Raw genomic sequence first — 14738 nt, 5'->3', positions numbered from 1 at the left:
GCGTGGCCGGGTGACACCTCCCACAGAAAGCAGCTGAGCCCGGTGTCCGCCGGACACCGGGCTCAGGCCGCTGGGGTACGCGCACGTCAGCCGCCGTGACGTGCGCGCACCTCAGCCACGTACTCTGTGGCCAACTGCGGATCCAGCAGCCACTTACCGTAGTCCGGCGAGTAGTCCCACCCCTGGATCCAGCGGTCGGAGATCTCACGGTACTTCACAGCGGCGGACAGCAGCTCCACCATCTGCGGGGACATGTCCCCCTGGTCCCACCAGGTGGAGCACATCTCGGACCATTGCTGGTTGTAGAGACCGAATTCCCAGAAACGGTCGAAGGCGCCGACCAGAAATCCCTCGTCGAAGGGCTGGTCACCGCGTTCGATGATGGCCTCCAGGTAGGCCTCCGCGCACCGTGTGGAGTTGTTCCAGCTCTGTCCCACGTAGGGGTCCATGGTCACGATGACGTCCGCCATCCCGAGAACGCGTCCGCCGGACGGGAGGACCCCCACGGGGTTGCGCACCTGGGGGGTCAGGTCCTCCACCAGAGTGCTGTTCCTGCCGTCGATCAGGACCGCGTCCTTGGCCCGCTCGAAGTACTCGGGAGCGTACCGGCGGAGGAGGTCCTTCATCCGGCGCAGCTGCTCCTCGGGACCGGGACGGTCGGGCCAGGTGTCCATGGGACCGCCGCGCTTGTCCACCATGACGAGCGAGTGGCAGGGGCCGTCCTGGCCGAGGATCGGCAGGAGGATGATGTTGCCCGCCTCCGCAGCGGACGCGGCCCAGCTGATGTTCTCGTCCTGGCCCTCGGCCGGCCAGACGTCGTAGACGTGCGCCTGGGCGATCGCACGCGGCCTGGCCCCTGAGAACCTGCTCTCGTCGTAGTCGAAGAGCTGGCCGAGCTCGCCGTGGCCGACCGCCACGATGATCAGGTCGAACATCCGCGAGAAGTAGTCGAGGTCGGTGACCGTGACACCGTGGATGACGACCTTGCCGCCGCGGTCCTCGAAGTACTCCAGCCAGTCGGCCATCTTCACACGCCTGTCGATGGAGACGGCGTAGTCGTTGTTCTCACCCGTCCTGCCGGTGAAGGACATGAGGCTGCCCCCGCCCGGGTACAGGTGCACCGTCTGCTCCCTGATCTGCGGCGACAGGGCGCTCCAGAGATCGAGGTTGAAGTCTCGCTCGTGCTCCAGGGCGGTGGGGAACGTGAACTGCGAGATCGACGGCCTGCCCGTCCGGATCTCCATCGAGGACTGCCCCGTGATCACCGTGACGTCGTATCCATGGGTGAGGAGCCCATGGGCCAGGTGCAGGCCGGCGTGGCCCGCGCCGACGATAAGGATCTTGCGCATTGTCGCTAACTTTCCTGGGGAATCTGCGGGGCGGTGGGAAGACCGGGGTCTCCCCGTCCGTCAGGCGACGGGCTCGCTGGCGCGGTTGTGCTCCAACGCGTACCGCAGCAGCGTCTTGAGCACCTCACCCCCGGACAACCGGTTCCGGGCGTCGAAGTCGATGATGGGTACCTCAGGACTGACCTCCAGCGCCTCGCGGACCTGCTCGGAGGTGTAGTCGAGGCGGCCCTCGAACTTGTTCAGCGCCACGATGTAGGGGATGCGTTTGTTCGTCTCGAAGTAGTCGACCGCGTCGAAGGAGTCCGCGAGCCTCCGGCAGTCGACCACGACGACGGCGCCCACCGCGCCGCGGACCAGATCGTCCCACATGAACCAGAAACGCGCCTGGCCCGGTGTGCCGAACATGTACATGACCAGTTCGTCGTCGACGGTGATGCGACCGAAGTCCATCGCGACGGTGGTGGTCGTCTTGTCGGGTGTGATCGAGGTGTCGTCATGACCGATGCTGGCCTCGGTCATGATCGCCTCGGTCGTGACAGGGGGAATCTCCGACACCGAGCGCACCAAGGTCGTCTTGCCGGCGCCGAAGCCCCCGGCGATGACGATCTTGCTCGACATCTTCTTGCGATTCGACCTCTTGTCACTGGAAAAGTCGTTCGAGACCACGAAGAGCCCTCTCCAGAACCTGGTTTTCCGATGGACTGCTGCCGGTGATGGTCGGGTGGATGTACACCAGGTCCTGTTCGGCCAGGTCACTGACCAGAACCTGGGTGACGCCCAGGGGGATGTTCAACTCGGCCGAGACCTCGGCCAGCGACCGGGTCTCCCGGCACAGCTTGTAGATACTGATCGACTCCGGCATCAGGGTGCCAGGAGGTTCCTGCCCGGGCTCGGACGTCGAGACCAGGGTCTGCACCATCAGCGGATGCCGCGACCGTGTCCGCCCACCCGTGAAGGTGAACGGACGGACACGGTTACTCCTTCGCCTGCGGAAGCTCATAGCCGAGGCAACCTCTCCTCCCGAACGGGCACCGTCGTCAGTTCTGGATGACCTCGCGCAGCTGCGAGCGCAGCTGCGGCGTGAGCACGTGGGCGACGTTCTCCACGAGCTTGGTCATCTGGAAGCCGACGATCTTGAGCTCGGTGCCCGGGGCGGTGAGCACCGCCATGCAGGAGCCGTCGCTGATCGCCATGATGAACAGGTGGCCGTGGTTGAAGCGGACCAGCAGCTGTTCGCACTCGCCCCTCTGGAAGAGGTTGGCACCGCCGACGGCGAGGCTGTGCAGACCGCTGGCGATGGCCGCGAGCTGCTCGGCGTGCTCCTCGGGGAAGTCGCTGGAGTGCGTCAGGACCAGGCCGTCGGAGGAGACGACGACGGCGTGCTCGACACCGCGCACGTCGCGGACGAAGCGGTCGATGAGCCAGGAGAAGTTCTCAACACTGTCGTTCACGGATTCAGTCATCGCTGTGCCTTACCTGCCTGGGCCGAGGGTCGTGTTCGCTGCTGTGGTGTCTGCGTGGGCACGCCGGGAGGGGCGCCCTGGACGGGGTCGGGAGCCGTCACTTCTTGTCGTCCTCGGGCTCGTCGCCGCCCTCGCGGGCCTCTCGCTCGCCGTCGAAGAAGTCGCCGAGCTCGTCGCGGATCTGCTCGGCCCGGGCGTCGCCGGTGAGCCTGGGCGGGGTGTCCTCGCGGGTCTGGGGCGGGGTGTCCGGCTTCTGTCCGGGGCGGGGCATCATCCGCAGGGGCGACCCGTGCGGGGTGGCGCTGCGCCGGGGCAGCCCGGCGGAGGTCACCGACGAACCGCTCGCCGCGGAGGACTTGCCCGTGCCGTTGGCGGCGGGGCGGGCGGGAGCCGGGGCGGGCGTGACCGGCTTGGCGGCCGGGGCGGGCTTGGCCGGCGGTGCGCTGGTCGGGACGGTCGAGGTGCGGGCCTGTCCGGGGGTTCGCGGCGTGGCCACGCGCAGCAGCTCCTTGGGGATGATCGCGTAGGCGCTCACCCCGCGGAAGGATCGGGGTTCGAGCCTGGCCTCCAGCCCGTGCTTCTTGGCGATCCGGCTGGCGACGTACAGACCCATGTGGCGGGGCACGTCGGCGTCCAGGACGGGTTCGCCCGCGAGACGGTCGTTGAGTTCGGCGAGCTGTCCCTCGGGGATGCCCACGCCCTCGTCCTCGACGACGATCATGAGGCGCCCGTCGACCATCTCCTGGGCACTGATGACGACCTGGGAGTGCTCGGGCGAGTTGGCGGTGGCGTTGTCCAGCAGTTCGGCGAGCAGGTGGCTGATGTCGTCGGCCGCCATACCGGTGATGGAGGTCTGCGGGATCTTGCCCATCCGGACGCGGGGGTAGTCCTTGATCTCGGAGGTGGCGGCGCGGGCCACGTCGAGGAGGGGGACGATCTCGTCGTGGGCGTCGGACTCGCCGCCGTCATGCCCGGTGAGCACCAAGAAGTTTTCCCCGTTGCGCCGCATACGGGTCGCGAAGTTGTCGATCTGGAAGAGCTTGTCGAGCAGGTCGGGGTCCTGGGCGTCGGTCTCCAGCTCCTCGACCATCTCCAGCAGGGCGTCCACGAGCGACAGGTCGCGCATGGCCAGACCCGCGAGGGCCTCGTTGAGGAGGCTGTTGCCGTCGTCGGAGGACGCGGGGGCGGCCGCGGCGGGGGCGATCGCGTCCATGAGGGCGGCTCTGCGCTCGGTCAGCGTCCCGGCCGGGGCCTCGGGGGCCGCTTCGGCGGGCTCTGCGGCGGCCTCGGCCGGGGCCTCGCGCTCCTGTTCCCGCTCCGGCTGCTCCTTGGCCGCGTCGGTGTCGGAGCCCGCGCGCGTCAGGGCCCGGCCCTCGCGCTCGGCGGAGTCGGTCCGGGGCTCGGCCTGTTCGGCGAAGAACGTGCCGGCCGACTCGGCGCTGATCACCTGCGGCTGCTGTCCGGCGGTGAGCACGATGATGTGCTGGACCGGCTGGCCGTAGGGGTTGTACTGGCCCGGGTAGAACATCGGCTGGCCGTGCATGACGTAGCCAGGGGGCTGGAAGGGCGCCGGGTAGGCGCTCTGGTAGGTGACCAGCGGCTGGGGCGGGTACTGCGCCGGGTAGTGCGCGGGCTGCGCGGGGTAGGGGTGCTGGCCCTGCGGCTGGGGCGCGTAGCCGCCGTGCTGCGGCGGCGCGGCGGGGTAGGGCGCCGGGGCGGGCTGCGGGTGCGGCGGGTAGGGGTGGTGGTGCTCCTGTCCGGCCGGGTGGTAAGGGCCGTACTGCGCGCCGGGGGCCGCCTGGTAGGGCGCGGGGGGCGCGTAGGGGTCGTGGCCGACCGGACCGGGGACCGGCTGCTGGGCGTATCCGTGCTGGCCCTGTACCTGCGGGGGCGCGGGGCGCTCCCCCGGCACCTGGTAGGGCTGGGGCGCGGGCCCGGCCCACGCCTGGGCGGGCTGCTGGCGGCCCTCGGCGGGCGGGACGGCCTGCGGTGCGGCGGACCGGGGCTGCTCCGGCTGGCGGTGGTCGTCGGCCTGGGGCGCGGCGGCCTGCGGCGGCTCGGGGCGACGGTGGTCGTCGGCCTGCGGCGGGTCCTGTCGGTGGGCGTCCGCCTGCTCGGGCCGGGGCGAGTGGCCCTGCTCCTCGGGGAGCCGCGACCGCCCGTGCGGGGCCTCGGCCCGCTGCCGCGCCGCCTGCTCGGGCCGCGGGGCCGGCTGCGGCGTGGTGTCCGCGGGGGCCGCCTGCGTCTGCGCGGCGGGGGCCTGGGGCCGCTCCGCGCGCTCTGTCGGTGAGGAGGTGTCAGTCATGGTGTCCGTGGTGGCCGTGATGGGTGGGGTGCGCGGCTCGGGCTCGTCCAGGCCCACGCCGCGCCACTGGTTGACCGGGGAGGCCCCGGTGTCCACGTCGTCGACGTTCACCCGCCGGGTGGTGTACGGGTTGGGGACGCTGGTCCTGGAGGAGGGCCGGTACCCGTTCTCGGCGGAGCCGGAGAAGGGGCCGGTCGCGGGGGGCGCGGCGTCGCCGCGCTCCGTCGCGCCCGACTCGGGAGCGGTCCCGCCCGTGGGCTGGACGCCGTCCCGGTCCGACGTGCGGCCGGAATTCTGCGAGTGCGGATGCACGGGATGATGCACGGGATTTCCTTGCTGGGTCTCCGGTGAGGGGGGTTCCTGGGCTCTGACCATACGGGAGATGGCCCGTCGGAACCGTCCCTCCCGCCTGGCTCCTTGCCCGTCCTCCGCTGACGTCATCGACCCGCCCCCGCGCGGGTACGGGGCGGGGCTGTCTCGCGGCGACGGCGCCTCTGCCACAATCTCGTCTCCTCGCGTCGGTGGGGCTGGATCGGCGGCGGCGCCGCTCCACCGCCCTGCCCGGGGAGGTGGCCGCCCCGGGGTCCCGCTCGGAACCCCCGTGACAGCCGGGTGCCCCGTGCGCCGGAAGAAGGCCTCGGCCGGGGCGCCCCCGCCCGAGCGGGGACCAGACGGGTGCGACACCCCATCCGGAGACAAGTATCCATGCCCCGCACAATTCCTGTACTTCCACCGAGAACCGTCGTTCGGTTCGCCAGACTAACAAAGGTCGACAGCCTTGGCAGACGAATCATGGAAGGATCACAAAAGCACCCGGAACAACACCTCTGACGTGCACAAACGCCGCCCAGGAGCCGGTGTGGCCCCAGATGTTTTTGTGAGATTTATGGACACGTGTCTGTTTCCGGACAGGTGTCAGTAACCGGTCCGCCGCACCGGCGGACCCGTGATCCGGAACCACGCGCACCCGCCCTGAACAGCGCGGACGCGCGGCTCCGCGAACGGCCGCCGGGCCGGGCCGACCCTCGGGCCGCACCGTCGGGAATCCCCGTCGCACGGGGGCCGCGCCGACCCGCCGCCGCGGGACACCGCTGCGGCACGGGGGCGCGGGGCCCCGGCGCACGGACGGGCCGGGTGCGCGGGTCCACGGGGAGCGGGGGTCATGGCTCTCCTGTCGATTCCTCTTCCCCCGCTCGCGCGCCGTTCACGGAATTACTCCGGGAACGGCTCCGGACGAGGGGTGACGCGCCTCGCGGGTCGTCCGGCGCCGGAGCGGGGCACGACCGGGGGAACGCGGAGCGCGGAAACGTTTTCCGCACCTTCGGGGAGGAGGTCGGGGCGGTCCTTCCGAAGGCGTTGGCGCCGGAAACGGGCGGTGTTCGGACACCGTCCACCCGACGTACAGGAGACTACCTCCCCCTGACGCGAATGCACATCAAGAGTCATGATTCCGGCACAAAAGAGAGAGTAGGCACAGAAGGGGCGGGGCCGCGCGGCCCCGCCCCCGGGTTCGGCCCGGTCCCCCGGACCCGCCGCCCCTACCCGGCCGCCTCCAGGCCGCCCTGCATCAGCGACAGGATGATGTGGTTGTCCCGGTAGATCTGGTTCTGAGCGGCGGGGTGGTCCTCGGGGAAGGACTCCACCCGCGCGCCCTCCAGGGCCGGGGCCAGGTACTTGTAGGTCCAGATCGGGATGCGCGGCAGCAGCTCGTTGAAGACGATCGCCATCGTCTTGAGGGCCTCGGTCTGCTCCTCCTCGGTCTGCGCGGTCTTGGCGACCTCGACCAGCGCCTCCAGATCCACCTCGCCCTGGCTGGGGCTGTCCACCTTCAGGTCGAAGTCCTGTCCCGGGGTCTCACCGGTGCGGGCGTTCTCCACCAGGAAGTTCATCTGGAAGGCGCCCCAGTACTGCGGGATCTCCGGGTTGCCCCAGTGGCGCACGGCCACCTCGAAGTCACCTGCGGCCCAGATGCCCCAGGGGTTGTCCGCGGGCACGTTGCGCGCGGTCGTCTTGATCCCGAAGGCGTTCCAGGCCTCCTCCACCTGGGTGGCGGTCAGCTCGAAGTCGCCCCAGCCCGCGACGCCGATGATCTCGTAGCTGGCCTCCTGTCCCTCGGCGGTGTGCCAGACCCCGTTCTCCTTGGTCCAGCCCGCCTCCTCCAGCAGTTCGGTGGCCCGGTCCGGGTCGTGGTCGTAGCTGGCGAACTCCGCGAGCTCCTCGGGGGTGAAGATCTGCTCGGTCTGGAGGTCGACCAGCCCGGAGTAGTACCGCACCCCGTCGTAGGCCTCGCCCCGCGCCACCTGGCCGATCTGGTCGCTGTCGAGCAGGTGCTTGAGCGCCTTGCGCACCCGCACGTCCTTGAGTTCGGGCTTGGCCGCGTAGTTGAACATCAGCCCGCAGCCGTCGTAGCCGGGGTGCTCGATCCACCGGAACCCCTCGACACCGCGGAACGCCTGCTGGTCCGCGGCTGAGGTGGCCAGGGTCGAGTAGTCGACCTCGCCCTGCTGGATGAGCAGGGAGGCCTGGCGGTTGTCGCCCTTGTGGACGACCACCTCCTCGAAGTTCACCTCCTCGCCCTGGTAGCCGGTGCTCTCGCGCACCAGGGTGATCCGCGCGTCGGACATCTGCGCCCGGTCGAAGGTGTAGGGGCCGCTGGTGACGATCTCCTCGGGGTTGAACTCGATGAACTCGGCGTTGAACCCGGTGTGCTCGTCGTCGCCCTGGCGCACTCCGTCGGCCACCATCGCGATCGCGCGCTCCCCGAAGTCGCCGTAGGTCGACTTGGAGAAGATCCGGTGCTTGACGACCTGGAGTTCGATGCCGGGGAAGGGGTTGTCGAAGCGCGCGCGGACGCTGAGGTCGTCGAGCCGCTCCAGTTCGGTGATCTGCGGGAAGCCCACCGACCAGGCGGGTGCCTCCAGGATCCGGATGGCGTAGTTCTGGTGCAGGTCCTCGGCGGTCAGGTCGGTGCCGTCGCTCCACTTCAGGCCCGGGCGCAGGGTGACGACGAGGTCGTCGCCCTCCCAGGCGCTGTTCTCCAGGAGCAGGTAGTCCCACTCGTGGGTCTCCCAGTTGTAGAACGCGCCCGCGGGCAGGAAGAGGTCGGCGTACACGGAGTTCATCAGCAGCGCGCCGTCCTCCACGGCGACGTTGCGCGTCTGGGCCGCCAGGTCGAAGTCGAAGACGCCCGTGAACCGCGCGGCGCCGCCCTCGGCGTTGTCGCCGCCCGCGCAGGAGGACAGCACGCCGGCGCCGGCGACGCCCGCCGCGCCGAAGCCGATCGTCCGGAGCAGGCGCCTGCGGCTCAGGTCCCGCATCAGGGGGCGGGGGGTGGGAGGGGTCATTGGCGCTTCCTTTCGAGTAGGACGGCGAGCAGACCGAGGGAGAGCACGACCAGGCCGATCACGACGGTGAGGGCGCTGATGACGAACTCGGCTGTGCCGGGGGGTGTGAGGAGAAGCATGAGTGCGCTGGTCAGGGCGAGGAAGGCTCCGGCGAGGAGTCCGAAGCGGCCGACGACGGCGAGCACGGCCTCACCCCCGGCCGACGACGTGGCAGGCGAGCAGCCGGTCGTGCGCGGGGGCCAGCGGCGGCCGGACGGTGTCGCAGCCGCCCTCCTCGTAGAGGGGGCAGCGCGGGTGGAAGTCGCACCCGGACGGCAGGTCCGTCAGGTCGGGGATCTCGGAGCTGCGCAGCCTGATCCGTTCCCGGCCGTGCGCCAGGTCGGGGTCCGGTTCGCAGACGGCGTCGATGAGCGCCTTGGTGTAGGGGTGGCGGGGATCGTTGACCACGCGCGGGGTGGGGCCGTGCTCGACGATCCTGCCCAGGTACATCACGGCGATCTCGCCCTCCCAGGCGAAGTACTTGGCCACGGCCAAGTCGTGCGTGATGAACAGGAAGCCCACGCCGAGGTCGTCGCGCAGCGCGCCGAGGGTGTTGAGCAGGCTGACCCGGATGGACACGTCGAGCATCGAGGTGGACTCGTCGGCGATGATCACCTCGGGGTCCATCGCCAGGGCGCGGGCCACGGCCACGCGCTGGCGCTGGCCGCCGGACATCTGGTGCGGGTACTTGTCGAGGTACTCCTCGGCCGGGGTGAGGTCGACCCGCCGCAGGAGTTCGGCGGTGGCCCGGCGGGCCTCGTGCCTGTCCTTGACCAGCCCGTGGCGGCGCAGCCCCGCGGAGACGGTCGAGTAGACGGTGCGCACGGGGTTGAGCGAGGCGTAGGGGTCCTGGTGGATGAACTGGACCGAGCGGCGGAAGCGGCTCCGTTCGCGCCGGTCCATCTCCGCGACGTCCCTGCCCCGGAAGAGCACGGAGCCCCGGACCGGGTCGGCCAGGCCCGCGGCCATGCGGGCGCTGGTGGTCTTGCCGCAGCCGGACTCCCCCACCAGGCACAGCACCCGTCCGGGGCGCACGTCCAGGTCGACCCCCGCGACGGCGGGCACGTCGCCGCGCGGGGTGGGGAAGACCTGGTGCGCGCCGCGCAGGCTGAGCACCGGCGGGGCCTCCCCGCCGTCGCCGACGGGTGCGGCGCCGGGCTCGGGCCGCGGGTCCGCTGAAACGGTCCGGTCAGTCAAGGGTGGCCCCCTCGGTGGAGAGTTCGTTCGAACGCAGGCAGGCGGCGGCGTGGCTCAATCCGTCGGGGCGGTGCGTGAGCACGTCGAGCACGGGCCGGGTGGACGCGCACCGCTCGACGGCGTGCTTGCAGCGCGGCGCGAAGGAGCAGCCGGGGGGCAGCGCGGAGAGGCTGGGCGGGCCTCCGGGCAGCGATTCGGGAACCCTGAGGTCGCCGGTGACCGGGGGCACCGAGTTGATCAGCGCCGAGGTGTAGGGGTGCCGGGCTCGGTGGAAGATGTCGCGGGTGGTGCCGGTCTCGATCAGCCGTCCGGCGTACATGGTGCCGACGCGGTCGGCGAGTTCGGCGGCCAGGCCCAGGTCGTGGGTGATGAAGACCATCGCGAAGCGCAGTTCCTCGCGCAGTTCCGCGAGGCGCTCGACGATGGAGCGCTGGGTGAGGATGTCCAGGGCGGTGGTGGGCTCGTCCAGGATGAGCAGCTGCGGTTCCAGGGCCAGGGCGAGCGCGATGAGGGTGCGCTGGCGCATGCCGCCGGAGAGCTCGTGGGGGAAGCTGTCCAGCACCCGGGCGGGGTCGAGCCGGACCATGCGCAGCAGCTCGGCGGAGCGTTCGAGGACCTCGGCGCGCTTGCGGCGGCCCCGGTCGTGGGCGCGGAAGGTGTCGAGGAAGTGGTCGCGCACCCGCAGCACGGGGTTGAAGGCGTTCATGGCGCCCTGGAAGACCATGGCCGCCTCGTTCCAGCGGAAACGGCGCAGGTCCTCGCGGGCGAGGGTGCGCACGTCGACGAGGCGGCCGTCCTTGCGGCGGAAGAGGACCTCGCCCGCGGAGAGGACGCCGGTGCGCGGGAGCAGCCGGAGCAGGCCCAGGCCCAGGGTGGTCTTGCCGCAGCCGGACTCCCCCACCAGGGCCATGGACTGGCCGGGGTGGAGGTCGAAGGAGACGTCGTGTACCGCGGTGACCTGTTTCCTTCGGCCGGTGCGGTAGCCCACGTCCACCCCCCTCACCGACAGGAGGGGGCCCTCGGCGGACGGCGGGGCGGCGGTGCGGTCGGTCATGGCTCACCTGTCCCGGAGTCGTGGATTGAGGGCCTGCTCCAGGGACCGGGTCATGGTGACCAGCCCGATCTGGAAGAGCATGATCATCACCATCGGGGCGATGAGGAAGGGCGCTGCCTGGGGCAGCAGGAAGGCGTTGTTGTTCCAGGCCTGCTGGATCATCAGGCCCCAGTTGTCGGCGGTGCTGGGCAGCAGGCCGAGCAGGTACATGCCGACCACGGCGTAGATCGCGTTGGTGACGGCGATGATGAAGTTGATGAAGATGTAGCCCGCCATGTTGGGCAGCACCTCGACGAAGAGGATGCGCGCGGTGCCCAGGTCCTGGAGCCGGGCGGCCTCGACGAACTCGCGTTCCCTGAGGGTGAGCACCTGGGCGCGGATGGAGCGCATGAGGTAGGGCCAGGTGACCAGGCCGATGATGAAGGAGACCACCAGCGGCGAGGAGGTGCGGAAGAACGACGCGATGACCAGCATCAGCACGATGAACGGGATGGTCATCGTGATGTCGGTGAGCTGGAGCAGGAAGTGGTCGATCCGTCCGCGCACGTACCCGGCGACGCCGCCGAGGACGACCGCGATGGCCACGGTGATCACGGCGGCGACGAAGCCGACCCAGATGGGTTCGCGTCCGCCCAGCACGAGCTGGGTGAAGGTGTCCTTGCCCTGGTGGTTGGTGCCGAGCCAGTGCTCGGCGGTGATCGGTCCCCAGATCGCGGTGACGTCCGTGGGGTTGTGGTGGTCGATGAGCAGCGGTCCGACGAAGGAGAAAAGCAGGACGCTCAGGACCAGGCAGAGGCCGACGAACCCGCTGGTGCTGCGGGTCAGGCCCTGCCAGATCGTTCCCCAGACCCCGGGGGCTGCGGTGGTGGTGACGGCCATTTCCGGTGGGCTCCTACGTTCGGATGCGCGGGTCGAGGCGGCTGTAGAGGAGGTCGGCGACGAGGTTGGCGACCACCACGCAGGACGTGATGATGATGAGCAGCCCCTGTAGGAGCGGGTAGTCGCGGTAGTTGACGGCGTCCAGGAGCAGGCCGCCGACGCCCTTGTAGACCAGGACCTGTTCGACGAAGATCGCGCCGCCGACGAGGGTGCCGAAGGAGATGGCGATCTGGGCGACCAGCGGCAGGACCGCGTTGCGCCCGACGTAGGAGACGGCGATGCGCTGGTCGCGCAGCCCCCGGGCGCGTGCCACGGTCACGTAGTCCTCGCCGAGCACCTCCGTGGTGGAGGCCTTCATGATGAGCATCCAGGTGCCGATGATGGCGAGCACGTAGGTGACGATCGGCAGGGCCGCGTGGTACAGGGCGTCGCCGATGAACTCCGCGTTGAACCCCGCCTGGACACCGGGGCTGATCGTGCCGCGCAGGTCGATGGGGTCGAACCACCCCAGGTACATGCCTCCGCCGAAGACCAGGGCCATCGCGATGAGGTAGTTGGGGACCGCGCCCAGGACCGAGGCGAGGACGCTGAGCACGTGGTCCAGGAAGCGGTTGCGCCAGTAGGCCATCACCATGCCCAGGGCCAGGCCGAGGACGACGGCGATGACCGTGCCGACGCCGATGCTGAACAGGGTCCAGGGCAGGTAGGCGCCGATGGCCTCCATGACGCTCTGGCCCGGCCGGTTGATGGTCATGCCCAGGTCGAAGGTGACCAGGCCGACCAGGAAGTCCCACCACTGCTGGTACAGGGGGGCGTCGGGGTCGTAGGCCAGCGAGTTCATGGCGATGACCCGGGCCTCCTCCATCGACATGCCGCCCTGCGTGAGGCGTCCGGCCATCACGTCGATCGGGTCGCCGGGCATGGCGCGGCCGAGGAAGAAGGTCACGTTGGCGACGACGAACACCACGACGACGGCCTTGCGGACCTTGACGGCGGCGTAGTGGCGCCAGATCCGCGTCAGTAGGTGCGCGGGCGCGTCGGTGCGGGCCGACGCGCCGCTTCCGGCGGGCCGCGGGGGTGGGGAGGCCGCGTTTTCGGTGGCCACGGGGCTCCTTCGTGGGGCGCAGGGACTCCGTTTCTATTAGGAAAGTTTCCTAATAGAGGGTTCACGGTAACCCGATCCGTGTGGTCCAGACCACCTTCGTGACCAAACGGCGTCTTCCGAGCGACACGATCGACATCACAAAACGAACAAAAATCGATAAACCGCCACATATGGTTGTCGCGCCGATTGGCCGAACCCGGCCACATGAGCACACTCATGACATTTGTGGGTGTTGTCATCACACGGGCGGTTCGTACGGTTACGTCTCCGAAGCACACGACCCCGTTTCCCCGAACGGGCCGAGAACGCGGAGGCAACCCCCGTGCGCAGAACACGCGCGACCACACTGGCCTCGACCGTCCTCGTGACGGCCCTGGCCGCATCCCTCGCGGCGGCCTCCCCCGCCGCTGCCGATCCCCTGGACTCCCCCGCCGACGACACCGCGCTCGCCGGGTTCCACGACCAGGAACTGGCCTGGGCCCCCTGTACCGAGGAGGTGCTCCAGGGACTGGAGTGCGCCGACGTCGTGGTCCCGCTCGACTACTCCGACCCCGGGGGCGAGCGCGTCACGGTGGCCGTCAGCCGGGCCCGCGCCACCGACCCCGGACAGCGGCGCGGCATCCTGCTCACCAACCCCGGAGGGCCGGGCGGGCACGGGCGCAGCTTGCCCCTGCCGCTGGACCCGCAGACGGGCACCGGACTCGTCGGGGGCCTGCGGGTCGCCGAGGTGTACGACGTCATCGGCATGGACCCCCGCGGCAGTGGCGGATCCTCGCCCAGGCTGGACTGCGGCACGGAGCCCCCGCCCGTCTACCCGAGTCCGACGGACGGGGAGATCTCCGAGGCCACCCGTTCGGCGATCCGCTACCAGCGCGCCTGCGAACAGGCCGAGGGCGACCTGCGCCCGCACATGACCACCGCCAACACCGCCCGTGACATGGACGTCATCCGGGCTGCCCTGGGCGAGGAGAAGACCAACTACCTGGGCTACTCCTACGGCACCTACCTGGGCGCGGTCTACGGGAGCCTGTTCCCCGAGCGGCTGGACCGCAGCGTGCTGGACTCGTCGGTGCACCCCGACGGCATCTGGCGTGACGTCTTCATGATGCAGGCGCCCGCCTACAGCGAGAACATGGAACGCTACACGGCGTGGGTGGCGGGGTACGACGACGTCTTCGGCTTCGGTTCGACCCGGGAGGAGGTCTACGCGACCTTCGAGGCGACCGCCGAGCGGCTGCGGGAGGAACCGATCGAGGTCGCACCCGGCGTGCTCTACGACAGCCACCTGTTCCACATGGACGTGGGCATGAACTCGCGTTTCCAGGACCAGTGGGACGTGGTCTCGGAGTACCTGGGGTACATCGTGCACGACCAGCCCCTGCCCCAGCCCCTCGCCGCCCAGGCGAGCACCCTGGCAGAGGAGGAGTACGGTACAGCCACCCTGGACCTGCAGACGGCGGTGCTGTGCGAGGCCGAGTGGCCGGAAAGGGTCAGCACCTACCACGCGGACGCCCGGGAGTACCGGGAGGAGCACCCCTACGGCAGCGGCGCCTACTGGGCGGTTCCCCAACCGTGCACCTTCAACGGCCTCGACCGGCCCGAGCCGCCGGTCGAGCTGGAGCGGGACGGCTACCCCGAGGCACTGGTCATCGCCGGCGAGTTCGACGCCAACACGGCCTACGAGGGCGGCCCGGCCATGGCCGACCGCCTGGACAGCTCCCTGATCACCGTCGCCGGTGACGGCGGGCACGGCTTCTACCTCCCCGGCGGCCTGGACTGCGTGGCCGAGGCGGTGGACGCCTATCTGGTGGACGGGGCCCAGCCCGAGGACCTCACCTGCCAGGGCCTGCCCCCGGCGGAGGTCGACGGGGCGGTCCAGGTGGAGGCCGAGGACCTCGCGGCGCTGCGCGACCGGACCGGCCCGAGCGGCCTGGGCATCTGACCCCGGAGACGACGGCGGCCCGCGCCATCCTGCGAGGGGCGGTGCGGGCCGTTCTCACCGC

12 protein-coding genes are annotated in these 14738 nt (G+C 70.3%); 1 reads left to right on the top strand and 11 read right to left on the bottom strand.

Annotation, left to right across the window (positions count from 1 at the left end):
* Positions 1 to 86 precede the first annotated feature (86 nt).
* The 11 genes from PV789_RS06435 to PV789_RS06385 form a co-directional block, all read right to left on the bottom strand.
* On the bottom strand, positions 87 to 1349 hold the full coding sequence (locus PV789_RS06435) for a styrene monooxygenase/indole monooxygenase family protein (protein ID WP_274976564.1): 1263 nt from the start codon (positions 1347 to 1349) through the stop codon (positions 87 to 89).
* Positions 1350 to 1409: 60 nt separating this feature from the next.
* Positions 1410 to 1967, bottom strand: a complete 558-nt coding sequence (locus PV789_RS06430; RefSeq protein ID WP_274976563.1) for a GTP-binding protein — start codon at positions 1965 to 1967, stop codon at positions 1410 to 1412.
* Between the two features lie 22 nt (positions 1968 to 1989).
* Positions 1990 to 2349 carry a DUF742 domain-containing protein gene (locus PV789_RS06425; RefSeq protein ID WP_013151545.1) on the bottom strand — a complete coding sequence of 120 codons (360 nt, stop codon included), beginning with the start codon at positions 2347 to 2349 and terminating at the stop codon, positions 1990 to 1992.
* 37 nt (positions 2350 to 2386) lie between these two features.
* A complete protein-coding gene (locus PV789_RS06420) occupies positions 2387 to 2812 on the bottom strand; it encodes a roadblock/LC7 domain-containing protein (protein ID WP_013151544.1) in 426 nt (141 codons plus the stop codon).
* 97 nt (positions 2813 to 2909) lie between these two features.
* On the bottom strand, positions 2910 to 5441 hold the full coding sequence (locus PV789_RS06415; protein WP_274976562.1) for an ATP-binding protein: 2532 nt from the start codon (positions 5439 to 5441) through the stop codon (positions 2910 to 2912).
* Positions 5442 to 6655: 1214 nt separating this feature from the next.
* Positions 6656 to 8461 (bottom strand): ABC transporter substrate-binding protein, encoded by a 1806-nt coding sequence (locus PV789_RS06410; RefSeq protein ID WP_274976561.1) that lies wholly within the window; start codon positions 8459 to 8461, stop codon positions 6656 to 6658.
* On the bottom strand, positions 8458 to 8646 hold the full coding sequence (locus PV789_RS06405) for a hypothetical protein (RefSeq protein ID WP_274976560.1): 189 nt from the start codon (positions 8644 to 8646) through the stop codon (positions 8458 to 8460). Before PV789_RS06405 ends, PV789_RS06410 begins: the two co-directional genes overlap by 4 nt.
* A gap of 4 nt (positions 8647 to 8650) precedes the next feature.
* Entirely contained in the window at positions 8651 to 9697 is a 1047-nt protein-coding gene (locus PV789_RS06400; RefSeq protein WP_274976559.1) for an ABC transporter ATP-binding protein, read from the bottom strand.
* Complete coding sequence (locus PV789_RS06395; RefSeq protein WP_274976558.1) at positions 9690 to 10751, bottom strand: ABC transporter ATP-binding protein; 1062 nt, start codon at positions 10749 to 10751, stop codon at positions 9690 to 9692. Before PV789_RS06395 ends, PV789_RS06400 begins: the two co-directional genes overlap by 8 nt.
* A 3-nt stretch (positions 10752 to 10754) precedes the next feature.
* Positions 10755 to 11630, bottom strand: a complete 876-nt coding sequence (locus tag PV789_RS06390) for an ABC transporter permease (RefSeq protein ID WP_274976557.1) — start codon at positions 11628 to 11630, stop codon at positions 10755 to 10757.
* Between the two features lie 13 nt (positions 11631 to 11643).
* A complete protein-coding gene (locus PV789_RS06385) occupies positions 11644 to 12735 on the bottom strand; it encodes an ABC transporter permease (RefSeq protein WP_274976556.1) in 1092 nt (363 codons plus the stop codon).
* 322 nt (positions 12736 to 13057) lie between these two features.
* On the opposite strand from PV789_RS06385, the gene PV789_RS06380 reads away from it, so the two are divergent.
* On the top strand, positions 13058 to 14677 hold the full coding sequence (locus tag PV789_RS06380) for an alpha/beta fold hydrolase (RefSeq protein ID WP_274976555.1): 1620 nt from the start codon (positions 13058 to 13060) through the stop codon (positions 14675 to 14677).
* Positions 14678 to 14738 lie beyond the last annotated feature (61 nt).

Source organism: Nocardiopsis camelliae (assembly GCF_028993595.1).
In the GTDB taxonomy this organism is placed as follows: domain Bacteria; phylum Actinomycetota; class Actinomycetes; order Streptosporangiales; family Streptosporangiaceae; genus Nocardiopsis; species Nocardiopsis dassonvillei.
Note: the sequence above shows the minus strand (reverse complement) of the source record. Positions and strands in the feature narration are given on the sequence as shown.